We start from the raw sequence: 24,601 nt of genomic DNA on the forward strand, positions 1-24,601 counted from the left end.
ACTGTCGAGGGGAGTCGCCAGCTAGGGTGGCGAATTGCCGACGACGGCGAGGAGGAGTGAGCATGGGGCAGCCGACGCACCGGACCGTCGCGGTCAACGGGATCGACCTGCATTTCGCCGAGCAGGGCGAGGGCGAGCCGGTGGTGCTCTGCCACGGGTTCCCGGGACTCTGGTTCAGCTGGCGTCACCAGCTCGCGGCGCTGTCCGCCGCGGGCTACCGCGTCATCGCCCCGGACATGCGCGGGTACGGACGGACGAGCGCGCCCGCGCAGGTTTCCGAGTACGACCGGCCGCAAACCGTCGGTGACCTGGTCGGCCTCCTCGACGTGCTCGGCATCGAGCGGGCGGTGTTCGCGGGCCACGATTTCGGCGCCCACCTGACCTGGGACCTGCCGGCCTGGGCGCCCGATCGGGTGTCCGCGCTGATGCAGCTGAGCGTCCCCCGCGCGCCTCGACTGCCGGTGCAGCCGAGTGTCGGGTTCAAGTACCTGGCATCCAAGCATTTTGCGCACGTGCACTACTTCCAGGAGCCGGGCGTCGCGGACCGGGAGCTCGGCGACAACACCAGGGCGTTCCTGGCCAAGATCTTCCACGCGCTCAGCGGTGCGAACCGCTACCTCGACTGCTGGGAGTTCCCCTCCGACGGCAACGGCTACCTCGATGTGCTCCCGGAGCCGCCCGCCTTGCCGTGGAGCTGGCTCGACGAGGGCGAATTCGACTATTACGTCACGGAATTCGAGCAGACCGGGTTCACCGGCGGGCTCAACTGGTATCGCGCAGAGGATGCGGTCTGGGCGCAGAACGAGTCGCTGCACGCGAAGCCGGTGGAGGTGCCGGTCACCTTCATCGCCGGCGCCAAGGACCCGGTGCTCGAGATGATGGGCAGCGACCCGTTCGCGACCATGGGTCGGCTGGTTCCGGGCCTGGTCTCCACCCACGTGATCCCCGACGCCGGGCACTTCGTGCAGATGGAAAAGCCCGCCGAGGTGAACTCGGCGATGCTCGAGTTCCTCGGCGCACTGGCTACTTGATCGTGTCCAGCGAGGCGAGGGTGAGCGAGCAGGCCTGAGCGACCTCCGCGCCCTTCTTGTCGAAGTGGTTGGCGAAGAAGACGGCGTGATCCTCGTGCTCGTGGAAGTGGTGCGGGGTGAGCACGGCGGAGAAAACGGGGACATCGGTGTCGAGCTGGACCCGCATCAGTCCGTCGATGACCGCGGACGCCACGAACTCGTGCCGGTAGATGCCGCCGTCGACGACCAGTCCGGCTGCGACGATGGCCTGGAACCGGCCAGTACGTGCGAGCCGCAGCGCGTGCAGGGGGATCTCGAAGGCGCCGGGGGTCTCGAAGAACTCGATCTCGCCGGAGGTGTGGCCCAGTGTTCGCCACTGCGTGACGAAGGCGTCTCGTGCTCGGTCGACGATGGGTCGGTGCCACGTGGACTGAACGAAGGCGATGCTCATTCCATGATGCTAGTTCGGCGCACCCCGGCGTGGCCATCCGGACATGCGTTCAGTTCGATTCTCCTCTAGTCATGGCTGAATTCTGTTGTCGTGCAAGGGAATTACTGTAGCGGGCGCACTACGCGTTATCTCCGTACAGTGTGGACATGGACAAGCCCGAGGTTGCCCTTGACAACTGCGACGAGGTCTACGACTTCTACCTGCGTCACCAGCAGAACCGCCTGGCCGCGAAGGCCGCCTACGGGTTCCTCGCGCTGAAGTTCCGGCCGAGGGTGACCTACGCGGATGGGGCGAAGGAGCAGGTCCGGGCCCTGGTGCGGTCGGATTCCCGGCTGGTTCTCGCGGTCAACCACCTCAGTCAGCGCGATCCGTACACGGTGGCCGCCGCGGCGTCGGCCAGCGCGCTGCGCCCGGCGATCGGCCGGACCCGGGTGCTGGCGAAGGACGAGCTGTTCCTGGAGCCGAAGCGGCGCGAGCGGGTGGATCTGATGGGCGGGATCCCCGTCTTCCGGGGCAAGAACCACGGGATGCGCGCGGTCAACGCGGCCGGGCAGCGGATGATGGACGTCTGCGCCGAGCGGATGCGTCAAGGCGATGACCTGGCCATCTTCCCGGAGGGGACCTGCAACTTGGAGGATCCGACCCGGCTGCAGAAGATCGGCAGCGGGATCGGCCACATCATGAGCAGGGCGGTGAGACTCGGGGTCCGCCCGGTGCTGGTCTACATGGGGATCAGCTACGGTCCGGTGCCCGGCAAGGAGACGCGGGCGAGCGTGTACCTCGACAATCCGGTCACCGAGATCCCGGAGAAGCCGGCCGATATCGCGCGGCTGGTGGCGGCAGGCCTACAGCGCGCGGTGGACGGGGCGGTCGCGCGTTACTGAGCTCTCCTTCGATACCCCCTTGGGTATGATCTGGGCATTCGACGAGGAGAGGAACCTCATGCAGGAAGTGGATCTGGTGGCGCTCGACGCCGCCCTGGCCGCCGGCGCGCCGGTGATCGACGTGCGCGAAGCCGATGAGTACGCCCGCGGGCACGTGCCGGGGGTCCGGCTGATCCCGCTCGGCGAGCTGGTGGCCCGCATCGACGAGGTGCCCGCCGCGCCGACCGTCTACGTGATCTGCGCGATGGGCGGCCGCAGCGCGCACGGCGCCTCCCTGCTGGGGGCCGCGGGTATCAACGCGGTGAACGTCGCGGGTGGCACGGACGCGTGGATCAGCTCCGGTCGAGCGGTGGAGTCGGGCGCGTAGTCCGTCGGGCGCCTACCGAGCCCACAGGCGGCGGTAGGCGTCCTCCTCCGCCTCGCGCGCGGCCTTGCGTCGGGGGTTGTCCAGGTCCATGGGCAGGCCGTTCTTCTGCAGGCGCCGCGCGCGGTTCTGGTGGATGTAGACCACCGAGTAGAACAGGGCCAGCAGGATCCCGAGCAGGACCATCGACCCCCGCAGCCACAGCGGTCCCGGGAAGAGCATGAAGATCACGAACAGCGGGATGAACGGCACCATCGCGCGGGTGAGGTGCCGGGCGACGTAGTGGTCGCCCGTGATGTCGTTGAGCACCCAGTCGTTCATGGATGCGGGCAGCTTGGCGCCGCAGGCGTAAGCGATCCACTGAATCGGGTTCGGTCGGGTGGCGCTCATTGGTTCAGTGCTCCTGCCTTGAGTGCGGCCCGGTTGATCCGGGTGAGAACGTCGTGCAGCTCTTCGAGCTCGGGTAGGCCGACGCCGAGGCGCTCGACCACCGCGGGCGGAATCAGCTCGGCCTTGGCGCGCATGGCCCGCCCGGCCTCGGTCAGGTCGACGACCAGCTGCCGCTCGTCCTCGCTGCTGCGGGACCTGGTGATCAGGCCCGACGCCTCGAGTCGCTTGAGCAGCGGCGAGAGCGTCGGGGAATCGAGCTGCAGGGCGCTGCCGATCGCCTTCACCGACATCGGCGCCTCGCCCCAGAGGGCGAGCATCACCAGGTACTGCGGGTGCGTCAGACCCATCGGCTCGAGCAGCGGGCGGTACACCGAGAGCACCGCCCGATTGGCGACGGCCAGCGCGAAGCAGACCTGGCGGTCGAGGGCGAGCGGGTCGACCCCGGTAGCCGCTGACTGTTCGACGATGGACATGCAGTAGAGCGTACACGAATAGATCGCGCACTAACTAACTCCGCCGAGTGTGCACCTGCCGGGGCATCGCCCGAGAGGGCGAGCCGGCAGGTGCACACTCGGCAATCCGAGCGCACCGTCAGCCGCGCGGGACCTCGAACCCCCACGGCAACTCCAGGCGGTGTCGGCCCAGCAGCTCCGCGTCCGCGAGCAGCTCGAGCACCGGGCCGTCCGCCACCAGCCGGCCGTCGTCGATGATCACCGCGCGGTCGCACAGCTGCGCGGCGTAGGGCAGGTCGTGGGTGACCAGCATCAGGGTGGTGTCCAGCCCGAGCAGCACCTCGGCCAGCTCGCGGCGGGCCACCGGGTCGAGGTTCGCGGACGGCTCGTCGAGCACCAGTACGTCCGGCCTGCACGCCAGCACCGTGGCCAGCGCGACCCGCCGACGCTGCCCGCCGGACAGGTGCGACGGTGACCGTTCGGCGTGCTCGCCCATGCCGACCGCCGCCAGCGCATCGGACACCCGCGCGCGCAGCTCGTCGCCGGTGGCGCCGAAGTTCGCCGGGCCGAACGCGACGTCCTGCGCGACGGTCGGCATGAACAGCTGATCGTCCGGGTCCTGGAAGACGATCCCCACCCGGCGCCTGGCCTCGCGCAGGGTGCCCCGCTCGACCCGGGTGCCGCCGATCTCGACGTGGCCCGCGGTGGGGGAGAGCACCCCGTTCAGCTGCAGCGTGAGGGTGGTCTTGCCGGCGCCGTTGGGGCCGAGCAGCGCAATCCGCTCGCCGACACCGACTTCCAGGTCGACGCCGCGCAGCGCGACCCGGCCGTCGGGGTAGGCGAAGCCCAGGTCGCGCACCCGCACCGCGGCCGTCGGGCTCATCCGGCCACCGCCAGCGCCGTCAGGCAGACGGCGACCGCGCCGACGGTGGGGGTGAGGCCGACCAGCCAGCCGCGCGCGGTGGCCGCGGGTGCGCCGAGGTCGGGCATGGCGCCGGTGAACCCGCGCGATGCCATGGCCAGGTGGACCCGCTCGCCGCGCTCGTAGGTCCGGAGGAACAGCCCGCCCACCCCGCGTGCGGTGGCGCCGATCTGTCGCAGGGTGCGGGGATCGTCGCCGCGAGAGATTCGCGCGATCCGCATCCGGTTTGCCTCCGCGGCAAGCAGATCCACGTAGCGCAGCATCAGGACGACGACGGTGGTGACGAGGGCGGGCACCCTCAGTCGGGTCAGCCCCAGCGGCAGGTCCGCGGTCCGGGTGGTGGCCGCGAGTGTCAGCGAGGTGAGGACCCCGAGAGTGCCCTTGATCAGGATTCCCCAGGCCGCGTACAGGCCGGCCACGGACAGTGACAGCCCCGCCAACCGCACGCGCTCACCGCCGTCGCCGAACGGGAGCAGTACCGCGAGCACGAAGAAGGGTGCCTCGATCAGCATCCGTGGCGCGATCCAGCGCAGCGGGATCCGGGCGATCTGCCACACCACGAGCAGGACAATGGCATACAGGCCGAAGGCCCACACCTGTTCGCGCGGCGTCGCGACCACCGCGAAGACCCCCACCGTCGCCGCGACGATCTTCACCTCGACCGGCAACCGGTGCGCCGGAGAGTCGCCCGCGCGGTACAGCGGGTGGGTGTGACCGGCGCCCATCGTCAGGTCCTGCGGGTGCGGCCCGAGCGGGCGATCAGCCAGAACAGTCCTCCCGCTACCGCGAATGTCGCAGTAGCGCCCAGGATCCCGGCGATTCCGGAAAGGTTGTCGTTGCCCGCGACGGCGTAGTCCGCGAGTGGGCCGTCGGCGAGGTGGTGCTCCCCGGCGTTCTGCGCGATGCAGTTGCCGGTCAACTCCTCGCCCGCCGCCGTCTCGATGACGGTGCAGCCGCGCAGGGTGGTGGAGTCCAGGCCGTCGGGACTCGAGCTGGCGAGGTAGCTGACAACGCCGGCGACAAACAGGGCGACGACGGCGAAACTGGTGAGAAACCAGGACCTTCGGGATGTCATGCCGGTACCTCCGTGGCCGGTCGGGGCGCGGTGCGCAGCAGGTACACCAGGTCGGGTCGGGCCCTGGCGACGGCGACAACGGTGAGCGCGGTGATCAACCCTTCGCCGACCCCGATCAGCGTGTGGGTGCCGAGCATGTACCAGGCGACGGTGTCGAGCGAGGTCTCCCCGGCGCCGCCGAGCGCGTACTCGAGCAGGAACCCGGACGCGGCCGCCAGCGTGTTCGCCAGCGCGGCAACGAAAGCCAGCGCGGCGAGGCCGGCATCGCCGAACCGGCGGCGCAGGGGTCGCAGGGCGACGGCCACCGCGTAGCCGACCCCGACGCCGATCAGCGCCATGTTCGTGATGTTGGTGCCGAGCGCGGTGATGCCGCCGTCCGCGAAGAGCAGCGCCTGCACCACGAGCACGATGGCCACGCACAGCGCACCGGTGTACGGGCCGACCAGGATGGCCGCGAGGGCGCCGCCGAGCAGGTGGCCGCTGGCGCCGGGCAGGATCGGGAAGTTCACCATCTGTACCGCGAAGATGAACGCGGCCACCAGGCCTGCCATCGGCGCGGTCCGCTCGTCGAGTTCGGTTCGGGCCTTCCATGCGGCCACTGCGATGCCCGCGACCGCGACCACCCCGAACAGCAGCGAGGTCGGCGAGTCCACCAGGCCGTCGCTCATGTGCATCGCGAGGACGGCGTCGTTCGGGCTGTTCACGAGCGGAGCATAACCAGCCATCTCAACAATTGCTCAGTTGTTCAAATGAACGTAACAAGGGCTGCCGAGGGGCTGACGGGTCAGGGAGTCCGGCCGAGGAGCGCGGCCAGTCGGTCGAGGGGGGAAGCGTCCTCGGGCACCGGCCGTGACGGTGCGAACGGGGTGCGTCCTGCCGGGAGGTTCGGCAGCAGCACCCGACTGAATGCGATCTGGTCCTCGACCACCGAGTCGGGGTAGCGCGGTGTCTGCCCCGACGCTCGGGCGAGATCCCAGCCGTGCGCGAGCATCTCGGTGATGCGCATGTTCAGGGCCTGCACGGCCGGTACCTGGCCCATCGGCAGGGTGATCTCCCGGTCCAGCACCCCCGGCAGGGCGAATGCCTGCACCAGTGCGTCGGCAGAGGCGTGAAAGGAGCCCGCGGGGTCCGGACCGAGCAGGTCGGGCGGCGCGCCCACGACGGTGACGGGCAGCGGGTTGCCCCGCAGGGACGAGGCGAACAGGTGGTTGCCTGCCGTCACGTGGTTGACGACGTCGCGGACGGACCACCCTGTGCAGGGGGTGGGTGCGGACCACTGGTCGTCGGCGACGCCTGCTACCAGCGTGCCCGTCGCGTCGAGTGCCCGGCTGAGGTCGTCGATCGTCGCGGTCATGGTTCTGCCTACCACCGCGAGGACGGTTTCGGAACCCGTGTTGGGTCGAAGGGGGTGTTGCCGCCGCGGAAAGTGCGTGATACTGGCTGTAACGCACATCGGCGAAGGGGTTGGACCTGTGGACCAGAACGGGCAGTACGACGCGGTGATCGTCGGTGCCGGATTCGGCGGCATGGGTGCCGCCATCCAGCTCAAACGGCTCGGCCTGACCAACCTCGCGATTCTCGAACGTGAGGACGACCTCGGCGGTACCTGGCACGTGAACCGCTATCCGGGACTCGCCGTCGACATCGCCTCCGTGACGTACTCCTACTCCTTCGAGCCGAACCCGTACTGGTCGCGGCTGTTCGCGCCGGGCGCCGAGCTCAAGCGGTACGCCGAGCACGTCGCGGACAAGTACGACCTGCGCCGCCACATGCGCTTCGGTGCGGTCGTCGAAGGCGCCCGTTGGGACGAGGACGCGCAGCGGTGGGAGGTCGCGATCGAGGGCGGCGAACTGGTCACCGCGAAGTACCTGCTCACCGCGACCGGGTTCCTGTCGCAGCCGCACAAGCCCGACATCCCCGGCATCGATTCGTTCGAGGGCAAGGTCATCCACACGACGGCATGGGACGACACCTACGACCTGAGGGGCACGCGCACCGCGATCATCGGCACCGGGGCGACCGCGGTCCAGCTCATTCCCGAGGTGGCCCGGAAGGCCGCCGCCCTGACGGTGTACCAGCGGACCCCGATCTGGGTGCTGCCGAAGGTGGACACCCCCATCCCGGGTCCGGTGCAGCGGCTGTTCGCCCGGGTGCCCGCGGTCCAGCGTGCGGCCCGCGGGGTGAGCTCGGGGATCCTCGAGGCCGTGATGGTGAGCGCCGTGCTGCACTACCGGCAGACCAAGCTGCTGAACAAGGGTGCCGCCGCCCTCTCACGAATCTTCCTGCGCGCGAAGGTCCGTGACCCGGAGCTGCGTCGTCAGCTGACCCCGGACTACGACTTCGGCTGCAAGCGGCCGACCTTCTCCAACAGCTACTACAGCACCTTCACCAAGCCGCACGTGCACCTCGAGACGGACTCGATCGAGCGCATCGAGCCCGACGGCATCGTCACCGCGGACGGACGCAAGACCGAGATCGACACGCTGGTCCTTGCGACCGGCTTCAACTTGTGGGACGTGAACTTCCCGGCCATCGAGGTGATCGGTCGGGAGGAGCGCAACCTCGGTAAGTGGTGGCGGGACAACCGGTTCCAGGCGTACGAGGGAGTGGCGGTGCCGCACTTCCCGAACTTCCTGAGCCTGGCGAGCCCGTACTCCTACAGCGGGCTGTCGTACTTCACCACCATCGAGTCGCAGATGGCGCACATGAACCGGCTGTTCGGGGAGCTGCGACGACGCGGCGCCGACGTCTTCGAGGTGACCGAGGAGGCGAATGCGGGCTTCCTGGACCGGATGACCGAGAAGCTGGACGACTCGGTCTTCTACGGCGGCAGCTGCCAGACCGCGCGCAGCTACTACTTCAACCAGCACGGCGAGGCGGCGATCTTGCGCCCGACCTCGACCGTCAACGCGTTCCGGGAGGCGAAGAGCTTCCCGCTCGACGACTACACGATGCGGCCGTACGCGGTCGACGCGGTGACGACGGAGCCGGCGTCGCACACTCGTTGACAAGGTCGCACCCCTTGCGGACGTACAAGGCGTGTGCGTTCTCGTCAGAAGGTGTGCGGGGACGGCTGCTAGCCGAGATACTGCGCCCGCCACGCCAGCACCCCGGTCCCGACCGCGACGGCCACCAGCAGGAGCACCCACACGAACCGCGGCAGGTGGCTCAGCGACCGCAGCTGGTCGAGGTCCGAACGGCCGGACCGGGTGCGGGCGGCCTCGACGATGGTGTGCAGGTTGCCGAACAGCAGCAGCCAGATCGCGGTGTACGCGAAATGTAGCTGCAGCGTGGGGGATCCGTAGTACGCGACGACGCCGATCGCCGATCCGCAGACCACGAGCACCAGCAGCCCGAAGACGTTGCGGATGAACGGCACCATCGCGACGATCAGCGCGACCGCGCCCCACAGCAGCACCGGGAGCTGGCCTGCCGCGATCAGGAGCGCGCCTGCCAGGCCGAGCAGCGAGGGCGCCAGGAAGCCGGCCGCCGCGGTGAGCACCATGCCGGGGCCGCGGGGCTTGCCGCGCGAGAGCGTGAGGCCCGAGGTGTCCGAGTGCAGCCGGATCCCGGTGAGCCGTCGGCCCGTCACCACCGCGGCGATCGCGTGCCCGGCCTCGTGCACGAGCGTCACCGCGTGCCTGGTCAACGACCACAGCGGCCCGAAAAGGACCATGGCGGCGGCGATGGCGATGGGGAGGTAGGCCGACCACTGCGCCCAGTACGAGTTCACCTGACCAGGGTGCCAGGCCGCCGCGGCCAACTAGCATCGGTACCGGGTCACGATGTCTGAGGGTGGAGGGACTCGATGGAAGCCGTCACGGATTCGACCGCAGCAGTACCCGACCATGGCCGAGTCATGGTGCGCAGTGAGTTCGCGCCGCTCCGTACGGTCGCCGTCGCCCGGTCGCAGTTCCGCGCCCCGGACGAGATGTCGGACAGCGAGGCGTCGTTCCTGGCTCCCGAGGTGCTGCCGATCCTCGAGCGCATGCTCGGACGCGATCACGGCGATGTCTATCCCGACCGCCAGCGGCTCTGGGAATCCGAACGCGAGAACCTGTGCTCGGTGTTCGAACGCCACGGCGTGGAGGTCCTGCGGCCACGGATGCTGACCGACGCGGAGAAGGCGGCCGGGGGCTCCAACGGCTACGCGAACTTCTTCGTCCGCGACCCCTGGTTCACCATCGGAGACATCGTCATCGAGGGGAACCTGAGGCTGCCCCACCGCCGACGCGAGGTGCTGCCCAGCCGCGACCTCCTCACCGCCAGGGCGCTCGAGGGGCGCTGTTCCTACCTGGCGCTGCCGCAGCCTGCGGTTCCCGACGGGGCGCCGGGTGACCTGGGCGCCGGTCCCTTCCTCGAGGGTGGCGACGTGCTCGTGTACGAGAAGCGTGTCTTCGTAGGCAACTCAGGGCTGGCGTCCAACGCCATGGGGATCCGCTGGCTGGAGAAGCTGCTCACCCCACTGGGCTACACCGTGGAAACCGTCCGCCTCGCACCGAACTTCCTGCACCTGGACTGTGCCCTCGGCCTGATTCGGGAGGGCTTGCTGGTCGCGTGCCCGGACGCACTCCTCGACGGCCTGCCCGCCGCGCTGCGCGGCTGGGAGCGGATCGAGATAAGCGAGAGGGACGGTGTCGGCCTCGGCACCAACGGTCTGCCCATCAGTCCGGAGGTCTACGTCACCGATCCGGCCTTCCGTCACATCGGGGACCGGATCGCCGCGCACGGCGTCACCGTCGAATATGTGGACTTCGCGATCACCCGCGGCTTCGGCGGGTCGTTCCGGTGCACCACCCAGCCCCTGCGGCGGGAGTGAGCCGCGCCTCGTCGGCCGGTGTCAGTCCTGGATCCGCCGCCACGGACGGGCCTGCTCCAGCTCGAACGCGAGCTCGAGCAGGGTCCGCTCGTCGCCGTGGTCGGCCGAGAAGTGTGAGGCCAGCGGCAGCCCCGCGGCGGTCTCGTGCAGCGGCAGCGAGATGGCGGGCCCGCCGGATGCGTTGTTCAGCGGGGTGAACGCGGTGTAATTCACCAGCTTGGTGAACAGTTCCTCGAAACTCTGTGTCGGAGAGAGGTATCCGAGTTTCGGGGTGGTGTGCGCGAGGACGGGCGAGAGCAGCACGTCGTACTTCTGGAACACCTCCGCGTACTGCCGATGCGTGCGCCGCAGCCGGTACAGCACCTGTGGCGTCTTCGCGATGTTCCTGCGGTACATCGCATCCAGCCCGCGGGTGAGGTTGTCGGTCTTGGACTTGTCGAAGTCCGGTCCGAGCATTCGCTTTCCACCCGCGCAGATCGCGAACGACAGGAACCCCCAGTAGTTCGAGAAGTCCTCGACGAACGATCGATCGACCGGCAACGGCGCCTCCTCGACATGGTGGCCGAGTTCGTCGAGCAGGTTCGCGGTCGCGGTGACGGAGGCGCGGGTCTCGTCGTCGGTCGGGATGCCGGTGATCGAATCGATGATCACGCCGATGCGCAGGCGGGTGCGGCCCGGGCCTTCGACGAGCCGGATGGGAGGGAGTTTCGGGTTGCGGTAATAGCTTTCGGCCGCGGCGTAGAACCGCGCGGTGTCCCGGACCGACCGCGACAGCACGCCCTGGGCGACGATGCGGATCGGCATCGCCCGGTCCGCCGGGTCCGCGACCGTGCGCCCCCTGGTCGGCTTGAGGCCGACGAGACCGCAGGCGGCCGCGGGGATCCGGATCGATCCGCCGCCGTCGTTGGCATGTGCGAACGGGAGTACCCCGGACGCGACCAACGCCGCGGATCCCCCGGAGGAGGCTCCCGAGGAGAACGTCGGATTCCACGGGTTGTGCACGGGTTCGGCCGTGGCGTACTCGTTCGAGGCACTGAACCCGAACTCCGGCAGCCTGCTCTTGCCGATCGGGACCGCGCCGGTGGACAGGAACTGCCTGGCGAAGTCGCTGTCCGCGCGGGCGGGCCGTGCCACGAACGCCGCGCTGCCGTGATTCGTCGGCAGGCCCGCGACATCGACGTTGTCCTTGACGATCGTCGGGACGCCCGCGAAGACGCCCGTGTGCGGCCCAGCGGATCGGGTCAGGGCCCGATCGAAGTCGGGGAAGGCGATCGCGTTGAGCGAGTCCCGGACCGACTCGGCGCGTTCGACCGACGCCAGCACGGCCTCGTGGGAGGACAACTGCCCGGAGGCGATCAGCTCCGCGATGCCGGTGGCGTCGAGGTCGCCGAGGGCGTCGTCGCGGAAGGCGTGGATGCGTGCGTCGTCGGTCATCGGGTGTCCTCGGATCGGGGTTGCAGGCACGGCCGGCCGGCGGTGTGGCCGGCCGACTCCGAGATTAACGCGGATCCACCTCGTGCAGCCCCTCCTCGGTGAGTTCGAGCCATCGGGTCACTCCGATCTCCCGGAGGAAGGGCAGGTCGTGGCTGGCGACCACGAGCGCGCCGCGGAACTCGGCCAGCGCCGATGTGAGGTGCGCGAGGCTGGGCAGGTCCAGGTTGTTGGTCGGCTCGTCGAGCATCAGCAGTCGCGGCGCAGGCTCGGCGAGCAGGATCATCGCCAGCGCCGCGCGCAGCTGTTCTCCGCCGGACAGGGCCGAGGCCTGCGTGTCGGCCGCGTCGCCGCGAAACAGGAACCGGGCCAGCCGCGCCCGGATCTGCTCTGGCGTCGCATGCGGTGCGGCATCGGCGACGTTCTGCGCCACCGTGCGGTCGCCGTCGAAGATGTCGAGCCGCTGTGGAAGGGACCGCCAGGGCACCCGCGGGCTCGCATCGGCGATCGCGCGGAGCAGGGTGGTCTTGCCGATCCCGTTCCGTCCGACCAACGCGATTCGCTCCGGACCGGACACGGTGAGCGACACCGTCGGACCGCAGGCCAGCGTGATGTCCTCGAGCTCGATCACCTGCTGGCCCGGGTGGACGGCGGTGTCCGGCAGGTCGATTCGGATCTCGCGGTCGTCGCGGATCATCTCCTCGGCCTCGGTGAGGGTCTGCCTGGCCTCCTCCAGCTTGTCGATGTGGCTGCCGCGGAGCTTGCCGGCCGACACCTGGGCCTGGCGCTTGCGCTCGCCGGCCAGAATTCGCGGGACACTGCCCTCCATCTTCTTCCCGTACCGCACCCTGCGCGCGATCTTGGTCTGCGCCTCGACGAGCTCGCGGCCCTGCTTGCGCACGTCGCTGCGGGCGTCGCGGACCGCCGCCCTGGCCGCCTCCTGCTCGGCGTCGACGACGGCCCGGTAGGCACTGAAATTGCCGCCGAACATCCGCACCTCCCCGCGGCGCAGTTCGGCGATGGAATCCATCCGCTCGAGCATCTCGCGGTCGTGGCTGACCACGACCGCGGTGCCGGGGAACTGTCCGACCGCCGCATACAACCGGGACTTCGCGGACAGGTCGAGGTTGTTGGTCGGCTCGTCGAGCAGCAGCACCTGTGGTTCGCCGAGCAGCGCGGCGGTGAGACCGAGCAGCATCGTCTCCCCGCCCGACAGCGTGCCGACGGTCCGGCCGAGCGCATCGGTCGAGGGGGCGATATGCGCGAGCCCCAGCCGGTCGAGAGTGGCGACGGCGCGTTCCTCGATGTCCCAGTGTCCGGCGGCGACGGCGAAGTCCTCGTCCGTTCCCGCGCCGGATTCAATGCGGTGCAGTGCCTTTCGTGCGGACTCGATGCCGAGTATGGCGTCCACCCGACGGTGTGGGTCGAGGGCCAGGTCCTGGCGCAGGTATGCCAGCGACCCGTGCACGGTCACCGAACCGCGGTCGGGGGTCAGCTCCCCGGCGATCAGCCGGAGCAGCGTGGATTTGCCCGCGCCGTTCAGGCCGACGAGTCCGGTTGTACCGCTGCCGAACACGGCGTCGAGGCCATCGAAGACGGGGTCGCCGTCGGGCCAACTGAAGGTGACATCGGACAGGGCGAGATAGGGCTGGGCCATGGGTGCTCCTAGAGGTGGGTGCGGGGCGACGGCGTGCACGAGCACGCGACGCGATGCGATCACTACCTCTGAATGAGCAAGGGCCCTTCTCCGATCGTCGACAACAAGACGGCCACCACGATAGGACGACCCCGGTCGTTCGGCAAGGGAATTATGAGCGGCGCCTCAGATGTTCGGCCCCTCGGACCGCAGCTCGTCGACCCGGCCCATCGCCTCGCGCAACTCGGCGAGCCATTGTTCGCTGTGCTCGCCCGCGAGCTTGACCGCCCAGGTCAGCGCGTCCGCCCTTGACCTGGCCACCCCGGCATCGACCAGGGTGTCGAGCACCCGGCGCTCGGGCTGGCGCAGCCGGGTCATCACGGGCACCGCCAGATGGGTGAACAGCACGTGCTGCTCGCCCACGGTGACGCCCCAGGCCACCTTGCGCCCGTAGCGGGCCTCGGCCTCGTCGGCGATCCGCATCCGGTCCGCCCGTGTGGTCTCCCGGAACCGGGAGATCCGGCCGTCGACGGCGGCCTGGGAGGTCTCCTCCGGCGCGGGCAGCTCGCCGGTGACGACGATCTCCTCGCGGTCCACCACCGCCGTGGCCGGTCCGGTGAACCAGTCCTCGGGTAGTCGTCCTGCGAACCACTCGCTCGCGTCGCTCGCGTCGGGGGTGTCCGCCTGCTGCCAGCCGCCGGGCCGCCCGAACCTGCGGCCGCCGTGTCCCGTGTATCCCATCGAGCTCACCTCTAAGGTTGCGATGATTACTTGATTACAGTCATACGCCTGTTTCGGTGAATGCGCTATGGGTCGCCGATGGCAAAGACCCCGCATCGGTATCGATGCGGGGTCTGCCAGATCGGGGCAGGGGGCGAACGACTTCCTAGCCCTGCGACAGCCCCGGCTGCGTCTGGATCTTCCCGGGACCACCGGCGCCGCCGCCCGCCTTCGCAGGCATGTGCCATTCGCCGTCCGCGCCGCAGACCAGGCCGTGGCTGACATCGCCCGGCTTCTTGTTGATCACCGTTTCATTGCCCTGGTCGTCGGTGTTCACGATCGGGCACGGCCCCGTCGGGCCGTTGGGACCGATGGGGGTGCTGGGCTCGGCATTGGCGACGGACGCCGCCCCGAAGGCGCTCAGGATCGGAAGGGCCGCGATAGCGACGACGGCAAAGGTGCGACGGGCGTTGAACATTCAGTATCTCCTGGGGTGATGGTGGGTGAGGTGTGTTGGTGACAGGGACTACTCTGCCCAGTCCGGACCCCACTCAGAAGCGACCCAAGGGTGCGGCGCAGCCACCCATGGAATGGATCCTCGCCACCCCAGGATCGGCGCCGCTTCGGCCGCGCGAGGTGCGGAAACTGCGCGCCGGCGGCGGGGCCGCCTAACCTCGAGGCCATGCGGATGAAGCTGAGTGTGGCGGGGATCGCGGTGTCGGCGCTGGTGCTGGGCGGATGCACCATCGGGCAGACCCAGTCGGAAACGGAGATCGCGGCGCAGCAGTTCGCCGACGCGCTCACCCAGCGGAACGCGCAGGCGGCCGCGGACCTCACCAGCGACCCGGCGGCCGCGGCGGCCGCGATCACCCAGATGTTCGACGGCCTCGCCGCCCGGGATGCGACCTTCGTGGTCGCGGGCACCGACAACGATGCGGGCACCTTCACCCTCGACGCGGACTGGACCCTCGGCGCCGAACCCGAGCCCGAGGCGGAGTCCACCACGACCACGACCCCGACCTCCGGGACGACGAGCGCCACCCCGACCGCCGAGACGGACTCGGCGCAGACCTGGAGCTACACCACGACCGGCGGCGGCCAGGCCGTTGCCGACGGCGGCAAGATCCCATGGGACCCGCAACTGCTGGCGCCGGGGCTGACGGCGGACAGCACGCTGCGCTACACCACCCTCGCCGGTGGCTCCCCGCAGGTGCTCGACGCCGCCGGTCGCCCGCTGATGACCGAGCAGACCGTCACCCTGGTCAATCTCGACCCGGCGACGATCGCCGACTCGGCCGGTACCGCCGCCGCGGTCGCGCAGTTGGTCGGCCCGGTGGCGCCCACGGTCACCGCGGCCTCGCTGCAGGCGGACCTGGCCGGGTCCCAGGGCAAGACCGTCACCGCGATCACGCTGCGGGACGCGGACTTCCAGCCGATCGCCGATCGGCTCGCCGAGATCCCCGGTGTGCAGTTGGTGAAGCAGGCCCGGCTGCTGACCGCGGACAAGTCCATGACCTCACCGACCCTCGACGGACTCCGGGAACTGTGGCAGCAGGGCCAGGATGCCTCCGCCGGCTGGGCGGTACAGCTGGTGTCCGCCAACGGATCCGCGCAGCGGCTGGCCGGTGAGGACGGCACGGTTCAGCCCGACATCGCCACCACCCTCGACCCCGCGATCCAGGGCGCCGCCCAGGCGGCCATCGCCGATCTCCCGCAGCAGTCCGCGATCGTGGCACTGCGGCCGTCAACGGGGGCGGTGCTCGCGGTGGCGCAGAACCCGGCAGCCACCGCTCAGGGCCCGATCGCGCTGACCGGCCTGTACCCGCCGGGGTCGACCTTCAAGACGGTCACCACTTCCGCAGCGCTGCAATCGGGTTCGGTCACCCCCGACACCGTGCTGCCGTGCCCGGGCAGCGCGAACATCGAGGGCCGCACCATCCCCAACGACGACAACTTCGACCTCGGTTCGGTGCCGCTGCACACCGCGTTCGCCCGTTCCTGCAACACCACCATGGGCGCGCTCGCGGTCGCGCTGCCGCCGACCGCCCTGCCCCATGCCGCCCTGCAGTTCGGTCTCGGGGTGGACTACGTGACGCCGGGGTTGACCACGGTCACCGGCAGCGTGCCGCCCGCGGACACCCCGGCGCAGCGCGTCGAATCCGCGATCGGGCAGGGGCAGGTGACGGCGACGCCGTTCGGGATGGCGCTCGTGGCGGCATCCATCGCCAAGGGCTCCACGCCCGCGCCGACGCTGGTCGCGGGGATGCCGGGCGTCGCGAACACGACACCCGCCCCTGCGCCCCCGCAGGTCACCGAGCAGCTGCGGACGATGATGCGGGAGACGGTCACGGCGGGCACCGCCACCCAGCTCGCGGACATCGCCGACCTGCGCGGCAAGACCGGCACCGCCGAGGTCGGCGACGCCCCCGCGCACGGCTGGTTCGTCGGCATCGACGGCGACGTGGCCTTCGCGGTGTTCGTCGCTGGGGCGGACAGCTCCGCCCCCGCGGTGGACGCGGCCGGCCGGTTCCTACGACCGATCCAGGCCCAGATCCCGCGATGATGGCGATCCGGCCGACGGGCGTGTTCGGGTCGGCCGTTCTACGGCTGAGATAGCCCCTGGATCGCTCGACAGGGGCGTTCCGCGGCGCAGCTCAGATGCACCAGACGAGTGCGGCGGACCCGAGCGGGACGCTGAAGCAGAGGGCAACCGAGCCAAGAGCGGGCGTGGCGGCCACGGTGTCGCTCGCGGAGGCGGCGGGGGCCGCGAAGACTCCGACTGTCAGGGCGATTGCGGTCGCAGCGAGGGTTTTCGTGATCTTGGTGGACATTGTGCTCACACCTTTTGATTGGGACGAACCTGCGGTCGAGCCACCCCTCATGGCTCCCAACCATCGTCCGCCCGATGCGACACCACGCACAAGGGTGCGGCCGCCGGAGGTTGCTAGTGCACCCCGCGCATCATCCGGCTGATCCACGGCGAGAGCAGGATCATCACGACGCCGACCGCGATCGACGCCGCGCCGACCCAGGTGAAGTACGACACCTCGTCGTTCTCGTTGTAGTACTTCGCCAGCGTGCCCGCCATCGACGACCCCAGCGCCACCGAGAGGAAGAACAGCGCGACCATCTGGGTGTGGAATGCCTTGGGCGCCAACTTGGTCGACAGGGAGAGCCCGACAGGGGAGAGGAACAACTCGGCGAAGGTGAACAGCAGCAGGATGAACATCAGGCCCAACAGGGGGGTGCTGTTCGGCCCGCCGCCCGCGAACGGCAGGAACGCGAGGAAGGCCAGGCCCATGATGATGGTGCCCGCCGCGAACTTGAGCGGTGAGGACGGCTGGCGGGGGCCGAGCTTCGTCCAGATGGCCGCGAACACGCCCGCGAAGATGATGATGAAGACCGGGTTGATGGACTGCACCCAGGAGGCCGGGAAGTCCCAGCCGAACAGGTTGCGGTCCAGGCGCTTGTCGGAGTAGATCGCGACGACGGTGAACTGCTGCTGGAACAGGGACCAGAACGCGGCGCTTGCCAGGAACATCGGGATGAAGGCGATGACGCGGCTGCGCTCGGTGCTGGTGATCTTCTTGCTGGTCAGGATCACCAGGAAATAGGTGATCGACGCGACGATCGTCAGGCCGACGACCACGTCGGAGAGGTTGTCGGTGGTGATGAGCCCGATCAGGCAGAGCACGAGGATCGCGAGGATCGCGACGGCGCCGAGGGCCGCGTACCGCAGTCGCTGCGCGTGCGGCATCGGGTTCAGCGGCCGCTCGCCGATCCCGGCGAGCCGCTTGCGACCGAGCGTGTACTGGATCAGGCCGAGCGCCATGCCGATCGCGGCGAGCGCGAAGCCGACATGGAATCCCCACTCCTTCTGTGCCCACCCGGTCAGCAGCGGGCCGACCAACGCGCCCAGATTGATGCCCATGTAGAAGATCGAGAACCCGGCGTCGCGGCGGTCGTCGTTCTCGGCGTACAGGTCGCCGACCAGGGAGGTGGCGTTCGCCTTGAGTCCGCCGCTACCGACGGCGATCGCGATCAGGCCGACCCCGACGCCCGCCAGGCCCGGGATCACGGCCAGGGCGATGTGGCCGCACATGACCAGGACCGCGCTGTAGAAGAGGGTGCGCTCGGACCCCAGGATGCGGTCCGCGATCCAGCCACCGAGGATGGTGGAGAGGTAGACGGTGCCGCCGTACGCCCCGACGATGCTGGTCGCGGCTGCCTGCGAGATGCCGAGCCCGCCGTCGGCCACCGAGTAGTACAGGTAGTAGATGAGGATGCCCTGCATCCCGTAGAACGAGAACCGCTCCCACATCTCGACGCCGAACAGGTTCGCGAGCGCTACTGGCTGGCCGAAGAAGCCGTGGTCGGCCTTGGGATCACGGGGTGGCGAAGTGATTTCGCTCATCGCCAAACTTTCTCATGAGTGCGTGGTGCGGGGTGGGACTCGACGCCAACTTGTTAGGCGGCTGCCGAGCGCTTCATGACCGTGGCGTAGATCGCGCGCCAACCCAGCAGGAAGACCGCCAACACACTGGTCGCGACGATGATGAAGCTGAACGCGGTGCCCTGACCGCCGATGACCCGCAGGATCATCCCGACCACCACCGTGCTCAGCCAGATGATCACTCCGGCCGGGACCACCGACGCCGGGAGTGACTTGTTGCGGTACAGCGCCTCGTTGGCCAGCCAGCCGGCCGCCAGCCCTCCGAGGAACGGCCATGCCGTGGTCGCCAGACCGGCGAGGGCGTTCGCCTCGTCGTGGCTCCGTCGGCCGATCGCGCAGAACACCACCACCAGGACTATGTCGACGGCCAGGACGGGCAGGCGCTTGTTCACGGATCCAGGGTAGGCCGCGGATCTCCGGGCGCCGAACCAGGATGTTCCCTCTGACCGGGAGGTTGCTGTGATGCAGGTCTCGCGGCCGCCTACCTTGGGCATACCAAGACGGTCCGGTCGAGCCGACGAATGCCGCCCTGGCGGGCGGCGGTGTGAGAGGTGCAGAGAATGGTGCAGTGGAACGAGACGTGTGACGTGCTGGTGGTCGGGTCGGGTGGCGGCGGCGTCACCGGCGCCTACACCGCGGCCCGCGAGGGCCTGGACGTGATCCTGGTGGAGGCCACCGACAAGTTCGGCGGCACCACGGCGTACTCCGGCGGCGGCGGGGTGTGGTTCCCGTGCAATCCGGTGCTCAAGCGCGCGGGCACAGACGACACCATCGACGACGCGCTCGAGTACTACCACGCCGTCGTCGGCGATCGCACCCCTCGTGAGCTGCAGGACGCGTACGTCCGCGGCGGCGCCCCGCTGATCGAGTACCTGGAGCAGGACGAGAACCTCAAGTTCGAGATGCTGCCGTGGCCCGACTACTTCGGCAAGGCCCCCAAGGCCCGCCTCGACGGCCAGCGGCACACCATGCCGTCGGTGCTGCCGGTGTCGGAGGCCCCCGAGCTGCGCGAGGTGGTGCGCGGACCGCTCGACACCGACCGGCTCGGCACACCCGCGCCCGACGACTACTTCATCGGCGGCCGCGCGCTGATCGCCCGGTTCCTCAAGGCCATCGAGAAGTACCCGAACGCCGCACTGCACCGCAGCACCACGCTGGTCGAGCTGGTGGTCGAGGACGGCACCGTGGTCGGCGGAATTGTCGAGCGGGACGGCGAGCGCATCGCGATCCGCGCCCGTAAGGGCGTGGTGCTCGCGGCGGGCGGCTTCGAGGGCAACGACGAGCTGCGGCAGAAGTTCGGCGTGCCGGGCGAGGCCCGCGACACCATGGGCCCGTGGGCCAACCTCGGCAAGGCGCACGAAGCGGGCATCGCGGCAGGCGCCGACATCGACCTGATGGGCGAGGCCTGGTGGTCGCCGGGCATGACCCACCCGGACGGCCGCTCCGCGTTCGCGCTGTGGTTCACCGGCGGCATCTTCGTCAACCAGGACGGCCAGCGGTTCGTCAACGAGTCCGCGCCGTACGACCGCCTCGGTCGCGAGGTGATCCGCCAGCTCGAGGAGGGCACCGCCACCCTCCCGTACTGGATGATCTACGACAACAAGGAGGGTGAGGTGCCGCCGGTCAAGGCCACCAACGTCTCCATGGTCGAGACGGAGAAGTACCAGGCGGCGGGCCTGTGGCACTCCGCGGACACCCTCGAGGAGCTCGCCGAGAAGATCGGCGTCCCGGCCGAGAACCTGGCCGCCACCGTCGCGCGGTTCAACGAGTTCGTACCCAAGGGCGTCGACGAGGACTTCGGCCGCGGCGACGAGGCCTACGACCGGGCGTTCTCGGGCGGCGAGCCGCCGCTGGTCACGATCGATCAGGGCCCGTTCCACGCGGCCGCGTTCGGCATCTCCGACCTCGGCACCAAGGGCGGTCTGCGCACCGACACCGCGGCGCGGGTGCTCGACCAGTCGGGCAACCCGATCGCCGGCCTGTACGCCGCGGGCAACACGATGGCCGCGCCGAGCGGCACCGTCTACCCCGGCGGCGGTAACCCGATCGGTACCAGCATGCTGTTCAGCCACCTCGCCGTGCTCGACATGGCAGCGGGCAGCTAGCGACGCGAGAACGCCCCCGTCGCGATCCTTGGAGGTGGGTCGCGACGGGGGCGTTGTTGCGTGTGGGGGATCAGGCCTGCAGGCCGGCCTCGATCTCCAGGGTGATGGTGATCTTGTCGCCCACCACGGCGCCGCCGCCCTCGAGCGGCATGTCGATGCTGATGCCGAAATCCTTGCGGTTGATCACGGTGCTGGCCTCGAAGCCGGCGACCGGGCCGTGGCCCATGCCCGGGTTGACGCCGTTGAACTCGAGCTTGAGCTCGACCGGGCGGGTCACGCCGTGCAGGGTGAAATCGCCGTCGACCACGAAGTCCTCGCCCTTGGCGCGCACGCCGGTGGAGGTGAAGGTGGCGGTGGGGAACTGCTCGGCGTCGAAGAAGTCAGCCGCGCGCAGGTGGTTGTCGCGCTGCTCGTTGTCGGTGGTGATGGAGGCGACCTGGATCTCGGCGGTGACCGACGGGGTGCCGTCCTCGGCGACGGTGATGGCGCCCGAGAACTCCTGGAAGCGTCCGCGGACCTTGCTGACCATCAGGTGCCGGACGGAGAAGCCGACGGTGGAGTGGCTCGGGTCGATGGCCCAGGTGCCGGTGGTCAGGGTGGGGAGGGCGATGGCGGTGGTCATGTGGACTCCTCGTAAGTAGTTCAAATTTCAAGCATGTGCTCCGTCCAACTGCGCCCCGGCCGCGAAAATTTCCTCGAGGTGATGTGACCTCCAACACACAGAACCGCCGGCCGAGGGAATCGGCCGGCGGTCCTCCTGGGATCACCCGATGAGCACCAGGGATCAGTCGAGCGTCGCCGCGGCCAGCACCGCCCGCAGTGCCGACGCCGTGACCGACGACTCGATGCCCATGCCCCACTGCGTCTTGCCGTTCATCCGGCACTGGGCGAAGGTGATGGCCTGCCCGCCCGCGCCCTCGGCGACCGACTGCAGCGACATCGCGAGCACCTCCACCGGGCAGCCGTGGTCGGCCAGGATCAGGGTGAGCGCCTCGACCGGCCCACTTGCCGAGGCCTCTCCGTTGACCTGCACATCGCCGAGCGTCGCGCGGACCGTCAGGTGGTCGCCGTTCCCGAGGTGTTCGAGCGACCACTTGTCGAGGGCGCCGTGGTGGGCGTACTCGGCCGTCAGCAGCTTCCACAGCTCCTCGGCGTTCACCTCACCGCCGCCGTCGTCGGTGGTGTGCTGCACCCGTCGCGCGAAGTCGATCTGCAGGGCGCGCGGCAGGTCGAGCCCGTAGCCGGTCTGCAGCAGGTATGCGACGCCGCCCTTGCCGGACTGGCTGTTCACCCGGATGATCGCCTCGTAGTCGCGGCCGATGTCGGCGGGATCGATTGGCAGGTAAGGCATCTCCCACGGCTGCTGCACCGGCTCCACGCCTGCCGCCTTCGCCGTCGCGTTGTGCTTGGTGAACCCCTTCTTGATCGCGTCCTGATGGGTACCCGAAAACGCCGTGAACACCAGGTCGCCCACGTACGGGTGGCGCGGGTGCACATCGATCCTGTTGCAGTGCTCGGCCGTTCGCCGCACCGCGTCGAGATCGGAGAAGTCGATCATCGGGTCGATGCCCTGCGAATGCAGGTTCAGCCCGAGCGTCACGAGGTCCACGTTCCCGGTCCGCTCACCGTTGCCGAACAGACAGCCCTCCACGCGCTGTGCGCCCGCGAGCATCGCCAACTCCGATGACGCGACGCCGGTGCCCCGGTCGTTGTGCGTGTGGACCGACAGGATCACCGACTCGCGACGGTCGAGGTGCCGGTGCATGTACTCGATCTGATCGGCGAAGACGTTCGGCGTTGCCGTCTCGACGGTGGTCGGGAAGTTGTGGGAGACCGGCCGGTCCGGGCTGGCATCCCAGACTTCGGTGATGCTGTTGCAGATCTCGAGGACGAAGTCCGGCTCGGTCAGGTTGAACACCTCGGGGGCGAACTGGTACCGCATGCCCGGAATGGTGTCGCCGATGCGGGCCACGTACTCCACCGACTTCAGGATGTGGGCGAGCAACTCCTTCCGGTCCTGGCCCAGCACCATGGACCGCCACATCGGGGCCGTGGGGACGTAGACGTGGAGCACCACGTTGGCGAGGCCGCGCACCGACTCGAAGGTCCGATCGATCAGGTCGGGCCGCGCGGCGGTGAACGCCACGACCGTGACATCGTCTGGCACCAGGTCGAAGGTCACCAGGTCGCGGGTGAAGTCGAACTCGGCCTGGCTGGACGCCGGGTAGCCGCACTCGATCTCCTTGTATCCCATCCGGACCAGCTGCTCGAACATCAACCGCTTGCGGGCGGTATCCATCGGTTCGGGGAGGGCCTGGTTGCCGTCGCGTAGGTCGACAGGCGCCCACAGTGGGGCCTCGGTGAGGCGGTTGGACGGCCACTGACGCCCGATGCCGTCATCCGGTGGCGTCGGCACCCGGTCGTAATGCGACCGATAGCGGTGCGAGGGCATCCCGGACGGGACTTGGCGATTCCACTTCATGTCGGCTCCTTGGGTGAGAGGAGGCGGTCGACATACTCGAATCCCGCGGTGGAGAGGGGCCTGATCAATTCTCTCCGCGGCTCACGGCGTGTCGCCCGTACATGGCATGAGAGTTAGGCTATGTGAGATCGGCCACGGCGGAGAAGGCAATTGCCCGATTCGGGTAATGGGCACCCCCGCAGCATGAGTGCGCTCGATCTACCCGCTGATCAGCTGTTTTCCCGGCGCTGCCGCTCGCCCTTCGGGCTCTCGAGGCCGTCGATCTCGACGGCAGGCGGCTCGTGCAGCGCCCGCTGTTCGCTGCGTTCGAGCTCGACATCGAACTCCAGATCCTCGTGCTGATGGCGGCGGAAGAGGAAGAGGAAGACGATCCAGCCGACGATCGCGACCAGGATGAAGCTCACCCCGCGGTACACGAAGGCGGCCGCAACGGCCTGCGAGGCGCTGATGCTGGCGGCGGTGGTGAGGGTGGCGATCAGGGTGGCGTCGACGAACACCAGGCCGCCCGGCGCGAGCGGGATGGTCGCGACGGCCTTGCCTGCCGCGAAGGCGATCAGCAGTCCGGACAGGGCGGGGTCGGCACCGATCGCGTAGCAGGCAGCGGCGAGACAGGCGATGTCCGCGACGCGGTGCACCGCGGACCAGCCGAGGGTGATCGCGCCGTCCCGCTTGCCCAGCTGCACCGACTCGAGTTGTTGGAGCATCTCCCGCACCGTGGACATCCCGGTGTCGGCCGGCTTGTTGCGCATCGCGTTCACGCGCACGAGCGCCCAGCGGACTGCCGCCTCGATGGAGTTCGGATGCGCGGAGACGTAGTGGACGGCGAAGATCAGGGCGATCAGGCCTGCGATGGAGAAGGTCAGCGTGAAGGGGCTGACCGACCCGCCGACCAGCAGCGCGCCCCCGACCCCGATCAGCGCCAGCCCGATCCCCGCGATCACCCCGGAGATCGCCAGTTGCCAGGAGGCCACGACGGGGCTGGCGCCCCACCGCCGGGTTTCCCGGTAGGTGAACGCCGTCGAGAAGACCTGACCGGCTGGCAGAGTCACCGCCATCGCCGTGGACGCGTAGACAACCGAGACCGACTTGCGCTGGCTGACGGCCACCCCGCCGGCCCGGAGCAGCTGCTTCTGAACGCGTCCGTAGCCGCTGAGGGAGACGGCCTGCGCGACGATGCACGCGGCCAGCCAGCCCCAGTGGATCTCGGAGAGCGCGATCCAGGATTCGTGCAGCCGCGGCCACAGGTACACGCCCTCGGCGACGAGCAGGGCGACGAGCAGCACGCCTGCCACCCACTTGAGCCACCAGAACCGCCCGCGCGGGCGATCGGGTGTCGACCCCTCCGATGCGTGGGGGACGACCTCGCTCCGGTCGGGCTGCGGCGTTACCACCTGCCCAGCGTAACCA

The 24,601-nt window shown here is 69.3% G+C and carries 26 protein-coding genes; 7 read left to right on the forward strand and 19 right to left on the reverse strand.

Annotated features, from left to right (window positions below; genetic code table 11):
• Positions 1-62: 62 nt before the first annotated feature.
• Positions 63-1,031: an alpha/beta fold hydrolase gene (locus FCG67_RS05700; protein ID WP_136907897.1), complete on the forward strand. Its 969-nt coding sequence runs from the start codon at positions 63-65 to the stop codon at positions 1,029-1,031.
• Here FCG67_RS05700 and FCG67_RS05705 read toward each other — a convergent pair.
• Entirely contained in the window at positions 1,024-1,461 is a 438-nt protein-coding gene (locus tag FCG67_RS05705) for a 6,7-dimethyl-8-ribityllumazine synthase (protein WP_136907899.1), read from the reverse strand. The genes FCG67_RS05700 and FCG67_RS05705 overlap by 8 nt on opposite strands.
• A gap of 146 nt (positions 1,462-1,607) precedes the next feature.
• On the opposite strand from FCG67_RS05705, the gene FCG67_RS05710 reads away from it, so the two are divergent.
• Complete coding sequence (locus tag FCG67_RS05710) at positions 1,608-2,345, forward strand: lysophospholipid acyltransferase family protein (protein WP_136907901.1); 738 nt, start codon at positions 1,608-1,610, stop codon at positions 2,343-2,345.
• Positions 2,346-2,403: 58 nt separating this feature from the next.
• Positions 2,404-2,712: a rhodanese-like domain-containing protein gene (locus FCG67_RS05715; protein ID WP_136908133.1), complete on the forward strand. Its 309-nt coding sequence runs from the start codon at positions 2,404-2,406 to the stop codon at positions 2,710-2,712.
• Positions 2,713-2,724: 12 nt separating this feature from the next.
• Here the strand turns inward: FCG67_RS05715 and FCG67_RS05720 are convergent, their stop codons facing one another.
• The 7 genes from FCG67_RS05720 to FCG67_RS05750 all read right to left on the reverse strand — a co-directional run bounded on the left by FCG67_RS05720 (position 2,725) and on the right by FCG67_RS05750 (position 6,902).
• Complete coding sequence (locus FCG67_RS05720; RefSeq protein WP_136907903.1) at positions 2,725-3,099, reverse strand: DUF5313 family protein; 375 nt, start codon at positions 3,097-3,099, stop codon at positions 2,725-2,727.
• Positions 3,096-3,572 (reverse strand): MarR family winged helix-turn-helix transcriptional regulator, encoded by a 477-nt coding sequence (locus FCG67_RS05725; RefSeq protein WP_136907905.1) that lies wholly within the window; start codon positions 3,570-3,572, stop codon positions 3,096-3,098. Before FCG67_RS05725 ends, FCG67_RS05720 begins: the two co-directional genes overlap by 4 nt.
• Positions 3,573-3,690: 118 nt before the next feature.
• On the reverse strand, positions 3,691-4,434 hold the full coding sequence (locus FCG67_RS05730) for an energy-coupling factor ABC transporter ATP-binding protein (protein ID WP_136907906.1): 744 nt from the start codon (positions 4,432-4,434) through the stop codon (positions 3,691-3,693).
• Positions 4,431-5,198 (reverse strand): cobalt ECF transporter T component CbiQ, encoded by a 768-nt coding sequence (gene cbiQ, locus FCG67_RS05735; protein WP_136907908.1) that lies wholly within the window; start codon positions 5,196-5,198, stop codon positions 4,431-4,433. The genes FCG67_RS05730 and cbiQ overlap by 4 nt, the downstream gene beginning before the upstream one ends.
• 2 nt (positions 5,199-5,200) lie before the next feature.
• Positions 5,201-5,548, reverse strand: a complete 348-nt coding sequence (locus FCG67_RS05740; protein WP_136907910.1) for a PDGLE domain-containing protein — start codon at positions 5,546-5,548, stop codon at positions 5,201-5,203.
• Positions 5,545-6,222 (reverse strand): energy-coupling factor ABC transporter permease, encoded by a 678-nt coding sequence (locus tag FCG67_RS05745; RefSeq protein WP_136908135.1) that lies wholly within the window; start codon positions 6,220-6,222, stop codon positions 5,545-5,547. Before FCG67_RS05745 ends, FCG67_RS05740 begins: the two co-directional genes overlap by 4 nt.
• A gap of 110 nt (positions 6,223-6,332) precedes the next feature.
• Positions 6,333-6,902, reverse strand: a complete 570-nt coding sequence (locus FCG67_RS05750; RefSeq protein WP_169310449.1) for a TIGR03086 family metal-binding protein — start codon at positions 6,900-6,902, stop codon at positions 6,333-6,335.
• 118 nt (positions 6,903-7,020) lie between these two features.
• Between FCG67_RS05750 and FCG67_RS05755 the strand changes: the two genes are divergently transcribed.
• On the forward strand, positions 7,021-8,556 hold the full coding sequence (locus FCG67_RS05755) for a flavin-containing monooxygenase (RefSeq protein ID WP_281282323.1): 1,536 nt from the start codon (positions 7,021-7,023) through the stop codon (positions 8,554-8,556).
• Between the two features lie 68 nt (positions 8,557-8,624).
• Here the strand turns inward: FCG67_RS05755 and FCG67_RS05760 are convergent, their stop codons facing one another.
• Complete coding sequence (locus tag FCG67_RS05760) at positions 8,625-9,281, reverse strand: M50 family metallopeptidase (protein WP_097213874.1); 657 nt, start codon at positions 9,279-9,281, stop codon at positions 8,625-8,627.
• Between the two features lie 126 nt (positions 9,282-9,407).
• Between FCG67_RS05760 and FCG67_RS05765 the strand changes: the two genes are divergently transcribed.
• Positions 9,408-10,367 carry a dimethylarginine dimethylaminohydrolase family protein gene (locus FCG67_RS05765; RefSeq protein WP_246044868.1) on the forward strand — a complete coding sequence of 320 codons (960 nt, stop codon included), beginning with the start codon at positions 9,408-9,410 and terminating at the stop codon, positions 10,365-10,367.
• Positions 10,368-10,388: 21 nt separating this feature from the next.
• Here the strand turns inward: FCG67_RS05765 and FCG67_RS05770 are convergent, their stop codons facing one another.
• The 4 genes from FCG67_RS05770 to FCG67_RS05785 form a co-directional block, all read right to left on the reverse strand.
• A complete protein-coding gene (locus FCG67_RS05770; RefSeq protein WP_136907916.1) occupies positions 10,389-11,801 on the reverse strand; it encodes an amidase in 1,413 nt (470 codons plus the stop codon).
• Positions 11,802-11,865: 64 nt separating this feature from the next.
• Positions 11,866-13,455, reverse strand: a complete 1,590-nt coding sequence (locus FCG67_RS05775) for an ABC-F family ATP-binding cassette domain-containing protein (RefSeq protein WP_136907919.1) — start codon at positions 13,453-13,455, stop codon at positions 11,866-11,868.
• A 165-nt stretch (positions 13,456-13,620) separates the two neighbouring features.
• A complete protein-coding gene (locus FCG67_RS05780) occupies positions 13,621-14,175 on the reverse strand; it encodes a hypothetical protein (protein ID WP_136907921.1) in 555 nt (184 codons plus the stop codon).
• Between the two features lie 145 nt (positions 14,176-14,320).
• On the reverse strand, positions 14,321-14,632 hold the full coding sequence (locus FCG67_RS05785; protein WP_077040181.1) for a hypothetical protein: 312 nt from the start codon (positions 14,630-14,632) through the stop codon (positions 14,321-14,323).
• Between the two features lie 210 nt (positions 14,633-14,842).
• On the opposite strand from FCG67_RS05785, the gene FCG67_RS05790 reads away from it, so the two are divergent.
• On the forward strand, positions 14,843-16,717 hold the full coding sequence (locus tag FCG67_RS05790) for a penicillin-binding transpeptidase domain-containing protein (RefSeq protein ID WP_136908137.1): 1,875 nt from the start codon (positions 14,843-14,845) through the stop codon (positions 16,715-16,717).
• A gap of 91 nt (positions 16,718-16,808) precedes the next feature.
• Here the strand turns inward: FCG67_RS05790 and FCG67_RS24895 are convergent, their stop codons facing one another.
• The 3 genes from FCG67_RS24895 to FCG67_RS05800 form a co-directional block, all read right to left on the reverse strand.
• Positions 16,809-16,985, reverse strand: coding sequence for a hypothetical protein (locus FCG67_RS24895; RefSeq protein ID WP_027502587.1), 177 nt, complete (start codon positions 16,983-16,985; stop codon positions 16,809-16,811).
• A 113-nt stretch (positions 16,986-17,098) separates the two neighbouring features.
• Positions 17,099-18,568 (reverse strand): peptide MFS transporter, encoded by a 1,470-nt coding sequence (locus tag FCG67_RS05795; RefSeq protein ID WP_136907923.1) that lies wholly within the window; start codon positions 18,566-18,568, stop codon positions 17,099-17,101.
• Between the two features lie 53 nt (positions 18,569-18,621).
• Entirely contained in the window at positions 18,622-18,999 is a 378-nt protein-coding gene (locus FCG67_RS05800; RefSeq protein WP_136907925.1) for a DUF3054 domain-containing protein, read from the reverse strand.
• A gap of 168 nt (positions 19,000-19,167) precedes the next feature.
• On the opposite strand from FCG67_RS05800, the gene FCG67_RS05805 reads away from it, so the two are divergent.
• Positions 19,168-20,712: an FAD-binding protein gene (locus tag FCG67_RS05805; RefSeq protein ID WP_136907927.1), complete on the forward strand. Its 1,545-nt coding sequence runs from the start codon at positions 19,168-19,170 to the stop codon at positions 20,710-20,712.
• A 70-nt stretch (positions 20,713-20,782) separates the two neighbouring features.
• Here the strand turns inward: FCG67_RS05805 and FCG67_RS05810 are convergent, their stop codons facing one another.
• The 3 genes from FCG67_RS05810 to FCG67_RS05820 form a co-directional block, all read right to left on the reverse strand.
• On the reverse strand, positions 20,783-21,334 hold the full coding sequence (locus FCG67_RS05810; protein WP_136907929.1) for a YceI family protein: 552 nt from the start codon (positions 21,332-21,334) through the stop codon (positions 20,783-20,785).
• Between the two features lie 162 nt (positions 21,335-21,496).
• On the reverse strand, positions 21,497-23,194 hold the full coding sequence (locus tag FCG67_RS05815; protein ID WP_136907931.1) for a 2-isopropylmalate synthase: 1,698 nt from the start codon (positions 23,192-23,194) through the stop codon (positions 21,497-21,499).
• Positions 23,195-23,403: 209 nt separating this feature from the next.
• On the reverse strand, positions 23,404-24,585 hold the full coding sequence (locus tag FCG67_RS05820; protein ID WP_246044869.1) for a lysylphosphatidylglycerol synthase transmembrane domain-containing protein: 1,182 nt from the start codon (positions 24,583-24,585) through the stop codon (positions 23,404-23,406).
• Between the last annotated feature and the right edge of the window lie 16 nt (positions 24,586-24,601).

Origin of the sequence: Rhodococcus oryzae, assembly GCF_005049235.1 — a bacterium.
Taxonomy (GTDB): domain Bacteria; phylum Actinomycetota; class Actinomycetes; order Mycobacteriales; family Mycobacteriaceae; genus Rhodococcus_G; species Rhodococcus_G oryzae.